10 protein-coding genes are annotated in these 10,140 nt (G+C 63.2%); 2 read left to right on the top strand and 8 right to left on the bottom strand.

The window, feature by feature from the left end; all coding sequences use genetic code 11:
- Nucleotide 1: 1 nt before the first annotated feature.
- The 6 genes from ACWNZ3_RS19720 to ACWNZ3_RS19695 form a co-directional block, all read right to left on the bottom strand.
- Nucleotides 2–1,681 (bottom strand): ABC transporter ATP-binding protein, encoded by a 1,680-nt coding sequence (locus ACWNZ3_RS19720; RefSeq protein WP_496901985.1) that lies wholly within the window; start codon nt 1,679–1,681, stop codon nt 2–4.
- 5 nt (nt 1,682–1,686) lie between these two features.
- Nucleotides 1,687–2,769: an ABC transporter permease gene (locus tag ACWNZ3_RS19715; protein WP_269360524.1), complete on the bottom strand. Its 1,083-nt coding sequence runs from the start codon at nt 2,767–2,769 to the stop codon at nt 1,687–1,689.
- Nucleotides 2,770–2,832: 63 nt separating this feature from the next.
- Complete coding sequence (locus tag ACWNZ3_RS19710) at nt 2,833–4,185, bottom strand: CmpA/NrtA family ABC transporter substrate-binding protein (RefSeq protein ID WP_269360526.1); 1,353 nt, start codon at nt 4,183–4,185, stop codon at nt 2,833–2,835.
- A 262-nt stretch (nt 4,186–4,447) separates the two neighbouring features.
- Complete coding sequence (locus tag ACWNZ3_RS19705; RefSeq protein WP_269360528.1) at nt 4,448–5,554, bottom strand: ABC transporter substrate-binding protein; 1,107 nt, start codon at nt 5,552–5,554, stop codon at nt 4,448–4,450.
- The gene (locus ACWNZ3_RS19700) at nt 5,551–6,135 is read right to left on the bottom strand and encodes an ANTAR domain-containing response regulator (RefSeq protein WP_114276893.1); all 585 of its coding nucleotides are present in this window, start codon (nt 6,133–6,135) and stop codon (nt 5,551–5,553) included. The genes ACWNZ3_RS19705 and ACWNZ3_RS19700 overlap by 4 nt, the downstream gene beginning before the upstream one ends.
- A gap of 223 nt (nt 6,136–6,358) precedes the next feature.
- Nucleotides 6,359–6,763 (bottom strand): winged helix-turn-helix transcriptional regulator, encoded by a 405-nt coding sequence (locus ACWNZ3_RS19695; protein ID WP_269360531.1) that lies wholly within the window; start codon nt 6,761–6,763, stop codon nt 6,359–6,361.
- A gap of 71 nt (nt 6,764–6,834) precedes the next feature.
- Between ACWNZ3_RS19695 and ACWNZ3_RS19690 the strand changes: the two genes are divergently transcribed.
- Nucleotides 6,835–7,638, top strand: coding sequence for an NAD(P)H-binding protein (locus ACWNZ3_RS19690; RefSeq protein ID WP_496901984.1), 804 nt, complete (start codon nt 6,835–6,837; stop codon nt 7,636–7,638).
- A gap of 30 nt (nt 7,639–7,668) precedes the next feature.
- On the opposite strand, the gene ACWNZ3_RS19685 is transcribed toward ACWNZ3_RS19690, so the two are convergent.
- Entirely contained in the window at nt 7,669–8,724 is a 1,056-nt protein-coding gene (locus ACWNZ3_RS19685; RefSeq protein ID WP_496901983.1) for an SDR family oxidoreductase, read from the bottom strand.
- A gap of 1 nt (nt 8,725) precedes the next feature.
- Nucleotides 8,726–9,142, bottom strand: a complete 417-nt coding sequence (locus ACWNZ3_RS19680) for an ester cyclase (RefSeq protein ID WP_496901982.1) — start codon at nt 9,140–9,142, stop codon at nt 8,726–8,728.
- Between the two features lie 94 nt (nt 9,143–9,236).
- On the opposite strand from ACWNZ3_RS19680, the gene ACWNZ3_RS19675 reads away from it, so the two are divergent.
- A complete protein-coding gene (locus ACWNZ3_RS19675; RefSeq protein WP_496901981.1) occupies nt 9,237–10,091 on the top strand; it encodes a LysR family transcriptional regulator in 855 nt (284 codons plus the stop codon).
- The last annotated feature ends 49 nt before the right edge of the window (nt 10,092–10,140 follow it).

Below are 10,140 nucleotides of genomic sequence, written 5' to 3'. Positions count from 1 at the left end.
CTTACTCCGCCGCAAGGGGTTTTGGCTTGGGCGCGGGCTTCGCGCCGTGTTCGTATTCGGTCAGAAAGTCGAGGACTTCCTGCCGGTACGCATAGTAATCGGGGTGGGCCAGCAGCGCCTTGCGGGTGCGCGGGCGCGGCAGCCTTACATCGGTGATCTTGCCAATGGTGGCCTGCGGTCCGTTGGTCATCATCACGACGCGGTCCGCCAGCAGGATCGCCTCGTCCACGTCATGGGTGACGCAGATCGCCGTCACCTTGGTGCGCGACCACACTTCCATCAGGACCTCCTGCAACTCCCAGCGGGTGAGGGAATCCAGCATCCCGAATGGCTCATCCAGCAACAGCAGCTTGGGGCTGAGGGCAAAGGCGCGCGCGATGCCGACGCGCTGCTTCATCCCGTTCGACATGGAATGCGCGCCACGGTCCATCGCATCGGCCAGCCCCACGCGTTCAAGGTAGTATTCGACCACCTCCTGCCGCTCGGACTGGCTCGCCCGGGGATAGACCTTGTCCACACCAATCGCGACGTTTTCCTTGGCGGTCAGCCAGGGGAACAGATTGGGCGACTGGAACACGACGGCACGTTCCGGGTCGGCGCCCTCGACGTGGCGGCCGTCCAGCTTGATCGCGCCTTGGGAAATGTCATTCAGGCCGGCCGCCATGGTCAGCACGGTGGATTTGCCGCAGCCGGAATGGCCGATCAGGCTGATGAATTCGCCCTGATTTACCTTGAGGTCGAAATCCTCGACCACCGTCAGAGGCCCCTTGGGGGTCGGATACACCTTGTGCAGCTGAGAGAAGTCGAGGAACCGCTGCTCGATCATGCCTTCGCGGGCGCCCCGGACGGCAGCCGGGATCATCTGGTGAACCGGTTTCACGTCCGGCAGGTGGCGTGTTTCGGCAACCTTGGCGGCAATGCCCACGTCCATCAGGTATTGCGTGACCTCTGCGCGCAGCTTCTTGAAGCCCGCATCATGGTTCATCGCGTCACGGTTCCGCGGGCGCGGGATGGTCACCGGGATCGGCGCTGCCAGCGTGCCGTCGGGGTTCAGCACGATGATGCGGTCGGCCAGCAGGATCGCCTCGTCCACGTCGTTGGTGATCAGGACACAGGTCTTCTTGTCGGCCTCCCAGATCTCCAGGATCTCATCGGCCAGATTGGCGCGGGTCAATGCATCGAGAGCCGACAGCGGCTCGTCCAGCAGCAGCAGGTCAGGCTCCATCGCCAGCGCCCGCGCCACGGCCACCCGCTGACGCATGCCCCCCGACAGTTCCGCCGGGCGGCGGTGCGCGGCATGGGCAAGACCAACCATGGCGATGTAATGATCCGCCTTGGCAATCTTTTCGGGCTTCGACAGCTTGCCGTGCACCGCTTCGATGGCCAGCATGATGTTGCCGCGCACGGTCAGCCAGGGCATCAGGCTGTAGCTTTGAAAGACCAGACCCCGGTCTGGTCCCGGCCCCGTGACCGGCGCCTCCCGAAAGGTCAAGGTGCCGCTGTCGGGCATCTCAAGCCCAGCGATCAGGTTCATCAGGGTGGATTTTCCGGTCCCGGAGAACCCCAGGATGGCCAGGAACTCGCCCTCCTTCACGCTCAGGGTGATGTTTTTCAGAACCTCGGCGCGGTGCGTGCCTTCGCCAAAGCCCTTGTTCACGTTCCTGAATTCAAGAATACCCATGCCGCTCACCGCTGCGCCGAGAAGGTAAAGAACGACTGCATCGCGTACATCACCCGGTCCAGAAGGAAGCCGATGATGCCGATGGTCAGCACCGCGACGATGATGCGGGCCAGCGATTGCGATGATCCGTTCTGGAATTCATCCCAGACGAATTTGCCAAGGCCGGGGTTCTGCGCCAGCATTTCCGCCGCGATCAGCACCATCCAGCCCACCCCAAGGCTGAGCCGCAGTCCGGTAAAGATCAGCGGCAGCGCCGAGGGCAGAACCAGCTTGGTGATCTTGGCGTAGGGGCCCATCTTCAGCACCCGGCTGACGCTGATCAGGTCGCGGTCGATGGAAGCGACGCCAAGGGCGGTGTTGATCAGCGTGGGCCAGAGGGAACACAACGTCACGGTGATCGCGGAGACCAGGAAGGATTTGGAGAACATCCCGTCGTTGGTGGCATAGACTGCCGAAACCACCATGGTGACAATCGGCAGCCATGCCAATGGCGACACCGGTTTGAAAATCTGGATCAACGGGTTCAGGGCCGCATTGGCCGTGGGCGACAGGCCCGCAGCAATGCCCAGCGGGATCGCAACCACCGAGGCCACCAGAAAGCCGAAGAACACGGTCTTGATCGAGGTCCAGATCTGGTCGTAATAGCTGGGCGCGCCGGTATAGGCGATCTGCTTGACCTCATCCGCGCGCCCGGCTTCGATCAACCGCGCGTTGCGCTGGTCCAGCCGCTCGTGGAACATTGCTGCCTTGGCGCGTTTGTCGATGGCATCCGCGTTCAGCTCCATGGCCTGTTCCCAGACCGCAACGGGGCCGGGGATCGCGCCCAATGATGTGACGACACGCGGGGCGAGGGTGGCCCAGAGCATCAGGAAGACGATGATGGACAACAGCGGCACACCCAGCAGCCGCCAGACATCGCGCATCTGTCCGCGCGGATTGTCGCCCGCCGCGGCCTTGAGCAGAGGGGTCAGCCAGGCAAGACCAAGAACGGAAAACCAGGCGTCTGCCTTGTTGATGCGGGTGAACCAGACGGCGCGGCGCGCCTCTTTGTGCTTGGTGTCCAGGTGATCGGGATCGACGACTGTCATTGCGGTCTCCGGTACGTAAAAGGGAAAGATGCACCGCCCCGCAGGCAGGGCGGTGCGGAAGGGTCAGCCGCCGGCAACCTCACCGGACTTCAGTCCGATGGGCAGGCTGTCGATATAGGCGTTGGGCGCTTTGCCATCGAAAGGAATGCCGTCGATGACATCTGCGGCGGGTGTCGGCGCCTTGTAGCCGTCACTGTCCCAGGGAAAATCGGCCTCGGCGGCATTGCCTTCGTCCACCAGCAGGCGTGCGGCGTCCAGATAGATGTCGGGGCGGTAAACCGAACGCGCGGTTTCATCGAACCATGTGTCGTCCTTGGTTTCGGCGATCTGGCCCCAGCGGCGCATCTGCGTCAGATACCAAACCGCGTCCGAATAGAACGGGTAGGTGGCGTTGTAGCGGAAGAAGACGTTGAAATCGGGCACCTCGCGCACATCACCCGGCTCATATTCGAAGGTTCCGGTCATCGAGGCGGCGATCACCTCGGCATCGGCGCCCACGTATTCCGGGCGGCTCAGGATCTCGACCGCGGCCTCGCGGTTTGCATTCTCGTTCTCGTCCAGCCAGATGGCGGCGCGGATCAGCGCCTTGGTCAGGGCCAGCGTGGTGTTTGGATTTTGCTCGGCAAACTCGGCGGTGATGCCGAATACCTTTTCCGGGTTGTTTTTCCACAGCTCATAGTCGGTGATCACCGGCACGCCGATGCCCTTGACCACCGCTTGCTGGTTCCACGGCTCGCCCACGCAATAGCCGTCGATCGTGCCGGCCTCCAGCGTGGCGGGCATCTGCGGCGGCGGGGTCACGGAAAGGAATACGTCCGCGCCAATCTGCCCCGAGGTGTCATCGGGGCTGTAAAGACCCGGGTTCAGCCCGCCGGCAGCCAGCCAGTAGCGCAGCTCGTAATTGTGGGTCGAGACCGGAAAGACCATGCCCATGTTGAAGGGTTTGCCATCGGCCTTGTAGCGTTCCACCACCGGGGCCAACGCCTGTGCCGAGATCGGATGCTGCGGCAACCCGTCGGCATTGGTCGGGATATTCGGTTTCATCTCTTCCCAGACCGCATTGGAAACGGTGATGCCATTGCCGTTCAGATCCATCGAGAAGGGGGTGATGATATGGGCCTGCGTGCCATAGCCGATGGTCGCTGCCAGTGGTTGACCGGCCAGCATATGCGCCCCGTCCAGCTGACCGCCGATTACCCCGTCCAGAAGCACTTTCCAGTTTGCCTGTGCTTCAAGCGTGACGAAGAGCCCCTCATCCAGGAAATAGCCGTTCTCATAGGCCACCGCGAGCGGGGCCATATCGGTCAGCTTGATAAAGCCGAGTGTCAGTTCATCCTTTTCAAGCGCCAGCATCTCGGCAAAGGCCGGGCCGGTCAGCAGGGTGGAGGCGAGTAGGCAGGTCGCAAGTCTGTTCATGTACTTTGTCCCTTGTGTGATCCGGAAGGCAGGCGCCCCGGACAAACGAAAATAACCGCTGACCAGCCCCATGCGCATGCACGAGGGGTCGAGCGGCTGTGCTCGGATTACCCGGACTTTGGGAATTGGATTTCGGAAGACGCCATTGTCTTCCTGAGCTTCAGGTTGGGAAAAGCAGAGGGTTAAATCAATACCGAAGGGGAATTTGCGGCCGCAGAAAGGCAGTTTTCTGCGTTGCAGCGGAAATCTGCTGCATTTTCGGTCACTCCTGCAGGGAGGGGCTGAATTCTTGACCATCAAATGAATGGGTCATCGCATCCGGACGCGGGCTGTAACCGGGAATCGCCCGCAGCGCCGTGTCGTGCAGATCGGTGCGCCAGGTGGCAATTGCGGCCTGGCGCGCGGTGGCCCGGTCCAGCCCCAGCCGCGCGGCCAGACGTCCGGCGATCCAGGCGGCATGGTCTTGCTGCGGGGTGTTCTGGGCAAAACCGACAAAATCGGGCACGATCCGGCTGTCACCGCGTGAGGTGAGGGTCAGATGGCCGGACAGGGCGCGGTCGATCATCTCCGCGGGAACATCGACATAGTCGCGCCGGGACAGGAACGCGCAGGCGGTGGTGCGGCTTTGCGGATCGCTCAGCCACTCGCCTGCGCGCCACAGGGCGCGGATCATCGCGCGCAGCGGCTCGGGGCTGGCGTCGGCCAGGTCCGCCCGCACGCCCAGCACCTTCTCCGGCGCGCCGGGCCAGATCGCGCTGCCGGGCAGCAACAGGGCCCCCGCATTGGTTTCAACCGCCATCGACCCCCAGGGTTCACCCACGCAAAAGGCGTCCAGCTCGCCCGCCGCAAGGGCGCTGGCCATCAGCGGTGGCGGCACTGTGCGGATGTCGACGGCGGCGGGGGCGGGCAGGCCCAGTGCGGTCAGCCAATGGTACAAAAGCTCTGCATGCATCGAAAAAGGAAAGGGCACGCCGATCCGGAGCGGCCCGTCCGCCGCAGCGATCAGCGCCTGTCCGGCGGCGCGGGCATCGCCAAATCCTGTGGCAAAGCTGTATCCGGTGTCGCGGATGCGCTGCGCCATGGCGTTGCTGACACCGATGACCTCGCCATTGGTGGACAGCACCGCAACGCTGGCAAGCGCCGCACCGGTGCCAACCAGCCCCAGCGCCGTCGCCACCGGCATCGGTGCCAGCATCTGCGCTGCCGTGACCTGACCAAAGGACACCATATCGCGCAGGCTGGACCACGAATGCGCGCGCCGCAGGTCCAGGGCGATCCCTTCGTCCCTGTCAAAGCCCAGCTCGACCGCAACGATCAGCGGCGCGGCGTCGATCAGCGGCAAGAATGCGACGGGCAGCTTCGCGGTCATGACAAAAGCCCGGCAGTGGTCACCAGCGCCTCGGCAACGTCATAGACCTTGCGGCCCTGATCCATCGCCGCGCGCCGCAACAGGTCATAGGCGGCTTGTTCATCAATGCCCCGGGCCTTCATCAGCAAGCCCTTGGCCCGGTCGATCACCTTGCGTTCTTCCAGGGCGCGTTTGGTGGTCGCCAATTCGTTGCGCATCTGGCGGAACATGGTGAAGCGGGCCACAGCGGCATCAATGATCGGTTTCAGCCGATCCGCGCGCAACCCGTCGACGACATAGGCGGAAACACCAGCCTCTATCGCAAGCTTGGTCAGGTTTGCGTCGCTTTGATCAACGAACAAGGCCACCGGGCGCTCCAACGGGGCCGAGGCGAGCCTCAGTTCCTCAAGCGAGTCGCGGGAGGGATTGTCCAGGTCGATCAGGATGATATCCGGATTATGATCCGCAATCGCCGCCGTCAGCCGGGACATATCGGTGATCGTTAGCAATTCGTACTGCCCCGCATGCGCGAGGCTTTCCTCGATCAACGCGGCGCGCGAGGGGTCTGTTTCAACGATGATGATCTTGAGAATCCGCTGCATGGGCCGGACGTCATCACGCAGAGGAATGCGACGCAATTTGAATTCAACCGATCCGGGCCGCTTTTCAGCACTCTGCCTATGGATTGGGCGTTATGCATTTCACATGTGCATATCCAACGCGCCAGCAATAAACCAACTTTCAGCCAACTCCGCCCGGAACCGCTGTGGCGCGTTGGTTCAGCCTGTGGAAATGGAGGGGGCAGGGCGCCAGACGGGCCGTCGGTCAGTCCCGTCCCGACGCGTCAAATGTATCCTGGGCAGCATTGATCGCCTCCTTGTGTTGCCGGCTCCACTCCACCAGCGTCGCGACCTGCGCCGCAAAGGCATGGCCCAGTTCCGTCAGTTCATAGGTGACCTTGGGCGGCACGGTCGGCTCGACATGCCGCAGCAGATGACCGTCACGTTCCAGGCGCCGCAGGGTCAGGGTCAGCATCCGCTGGGAAATGCCGTCCAGCGCCCGTTCAAGCACCCGGTAGCGCAGCGGTCCGCCTGCCAGTTCCGCCAGGACCCTGACCGTCCATTGCTCGCCCAACCGGACCAGGATCAGCTCCAGCCCGCAATCTTCGTGGTCGTCTGACCCGCAGGATTCCAACGATGCCCTGCGCACAACCGTGTTCGTAACCGACATCCAAGTGCCTCCTTACGTGCCCCTGATGGCCTCCCTAGGTTAGCCGGGAACCAACACGGAAAGGAAGCATCATGATACTGATTACCGGCAGCTCGGGGCAACTCGCCTCGCAAATCGCACGCCAGGCCAGTGCGGCAGGTTTGGACCTGCGGACCGCTAGCCGCGCGCCGGACGCCGACAGGCAAATGGATTTCGACCACCCCGAAACATTGGATTTTTCCGGCGTCGACACGCTTTTCCTGACCTCGGCCGGCTATGCCGAGGACGATGTCGTCATACGCCGTCACGGCGCCGTGGTGGAAGCGGCGCGTGCGCAGGGTGTCGGCCATGTCATCTACAGCAGCCTGCACGCCAGTGGCGTGCATCTCGGCTTTGCACTTGCGCACCGCTGGACCGAGCGCGCGCTGCAGGCCAGCGGGATGAAATGGACCATTCTGCGCAACGGACTTTACGCCGAACTGGTCGGCGCGCTTTTGGCCCCGCGCGGCGGGAAGATCACCACGCCATTCGGGAACGGGGGCATCTCTGCCGTTGCGCGCAACGATCTGGCCGCCGCTGCGGTGAGCGTGCTCAAGGCGCCGGATGCCCATGTCGGCCGCAGCTACGAGCTTGCCGGGACGGCGGCGATTTCGGCGGCGGAGATCGCCGGGACCCTCGGCGTTCCATATGTCCCGAATGCCTTCGAGGCAGAGCGGGAACTGCTTGGGCAGATGCCGTTGCTGCCCTTCCAGGCCCCGATGCTGATGTCCATCGCTTCCGCCGCTACCGCCGGATACCTTGCGGTCGAAAACACCGATCTTGTTAAACTGGTGGCAGAGCCGCAGGACGCTTTGACAATTGCCAGTGCGGTGGCGCAGGCGATGGCCCAGCCCTGAGCGAAACAGCCGTGTTCCGGGTGCGCCCGTTCATGCCCGGTGCGCGCGCCCGGAACCGGCAGGCAACATGCCATTGTCCCGGTACCAGGCGACTTCGTCGGCAATGGTCTGCGCCATCGGGCGGAACGACAGCCCCAGTTCCGAGCGCGACTTGGCCGGATCAAAACGGCTGTGGTCAAATTCCTTGCGCATGTTGCGCACCGCAGCGAGGCTCAGCAGCGCGGGGCGACCGGTCAGGCGGGCCACACCCTCTTGAAGCCCCGCGATCAGCCAGAGGGCGGCTGCCGGAATCCGCCGCTTTGGCGCGGCGACGCCGGTGGTCTTTTCGTAAAGCTGCATCAGCTCTGCCATCGCCACATGTCGCCCGGCGGCCAGATAATGCTCGCCCCTGCGGCCTTGCCGCAGCGCGCGGATCTCGGCCTGGGCCACGTCGCGCGCATCGACAAAGGCAAAGGTGGCAGGCGGGATGCCGGGCAGCTTGCCCTGCATGAAGTCCAGGGTGAATTGCCCTGCCGCAGTTGGCCCCCGGTCACCCGGTCCGTGCATCCAGCCGGGCATGACGAAAACGCCGAAAGTGTCGGCATGATTCTCAAGATGTTCCATGACAATCTGGTCCGACAGGATCTTGGACCGGTAATAATCATCCGCACCCTTGGCGGGCCGTTTCATGGTTTCGTCCACCACCTGTCCCTTTTTGCCGTCCACCACAGCAATGGAACTGGTGTGCACGATCTGGCGGATACCGGCCTCATGCGCCGCCGTCAGAAGCTGCCCGGTCGCATCGACGTTGATCGCCTTCAGCATCTCCCAGTGCCTGCCGCCGTAGTAGCTGTCGCGGAAATAAGCCGCGGTGTGGAACAGCGTGTCGCAGCCTGCCAGGGCCCCGGCGAACCCCGGTATGTCCTGCATGTCGCCTTCGACGATGTCGAGCCCCTCCAACGCCCCGAATTGCTGCCGCGCCTTCCCGGCCGAGCGGGCCAGGCCCCGCACCTGAACCCCCTCTGCCAGCAGCGCGCGGACCAGATTGTTGCCCAAGAGCCCGGTCGCCCCGGTGACGAAGGCAACTTTTGTGTCGCGTCCAACCATCTCAGCCCAGGTCCTGGCCAAGGGCCTGCATCAGGGCAATACGGTCGTAAAACACCTCTTCGTGGGTCGCATGTTCATCGTTGAAGGTGAAGAACCCGGCAAAGCGGAACCGGAAGGGCTTACCGCTTGGCTGGATCATGTGACCCCCCATGGCGAAAGGCCCTGTGAAGGTGCCGGTGAACTCGGCGGTCATTGCCAGATGCCGGTTGTTCCAGACAACGGGTGACATCTGGACCTTCACATCGGGAAAGGCATCGAACAAGGCCTGTTCGCGTATGCGGGTCTCCTCGCGGCCACGGGTTTCGGTCATCGGATCGACGAAGTGGAAATCTTCCGACATCAAGGCAAGCAGCGCGTCAAGGTCACGTGTGTTGAATGCCTTGGTGGCGCGGTCGGTAAAATTGAATGGGATTAGCATCTGTGTCTCCTTTGCTGGTCCAATCTACGACGGGCAGCGCATTCCAAGAACACACAGCAATGGACAATCGTTTTGCGTGCATGCAAAATGAACCATGACCGATTGGGATGATCTTCGCGTACTTCTGGCCATCTCGCGGCGGGGCAGTTTCCTGCAGGCAGGCCAGGTTCTGGGCATGGCGGCCTCGACTCTGTCGCGGCGCATCACCCGGCTGGAGGAAGAGATCGGCGAACCCGTGGTCGAGCGCAGCGTCGAGGGCCTGCGTCTGACCGCAAGGGGGGCCGCTTTGACCGCCACTGCAGAGCGGCTTGAACGCGATCTGCAACAACAGACCGTCAGCAGCAACGGCGAATTGTCCGGCGGTGTGACGGTCACAGCAGGCGACGGCTTCGTGCCCGTGCTGACGCAGGCAATTGACCGCTATATCGATCTGCATCCGCGATGCAGTGTCGATCTTTTGGTGGATGCGACCCTGACAAAGGTCGCGCGCGGCAGTGTCGATATCGCGGTCCGCACCATTCACCTGGGCGAACCATCGCTGATTTACAACAAGGTCGCGTCACTTTCCTATGGCGTCTATTGCGCGGCCGAATATGCCAGCCGCCTGCCTTCCAATGCCGGGCCGGGCGATGCCGCGATGATCGACCTTTCGCCGCCCTTTGATCAGACCCCCCATCTGCGCGCGGCACGGGCAGCAGGCTTCGTATCCTCGCGTTTCCGGGTCTCCTCCTTTTCGGCCCAGCTTCAGGCCTGCGCCAGCGGATACGGTGTGGCGGTTCTGCCTGATCTGCTGGCGGCGCGTCTGGTGCAGCCTTTCGGCGCGGCAGACCTGCCGCCGATGGATGTGTTTCTGGTCACCCGCCCCCAGACCCTGCGCCAGCCCCACCTGCGCGCGTTTTTCGATGTGCTGCGCGATACGTTGCTTCGGGCCGGTGCGCGCGGGCGCTGAAGTGCCGTGCGCGGCGATCTGAGGGGCCGGAAAATCGGCTGTTGAAGTT

Source organism: Sulfitobacter sp. IGS-18 (assembly GCF_059628195.1).
The sequence above is the reverse complement of the archived record's forward strand: the minus strand, read 5'-3'. Positions and strand labels throughout refer to the sequence as shown.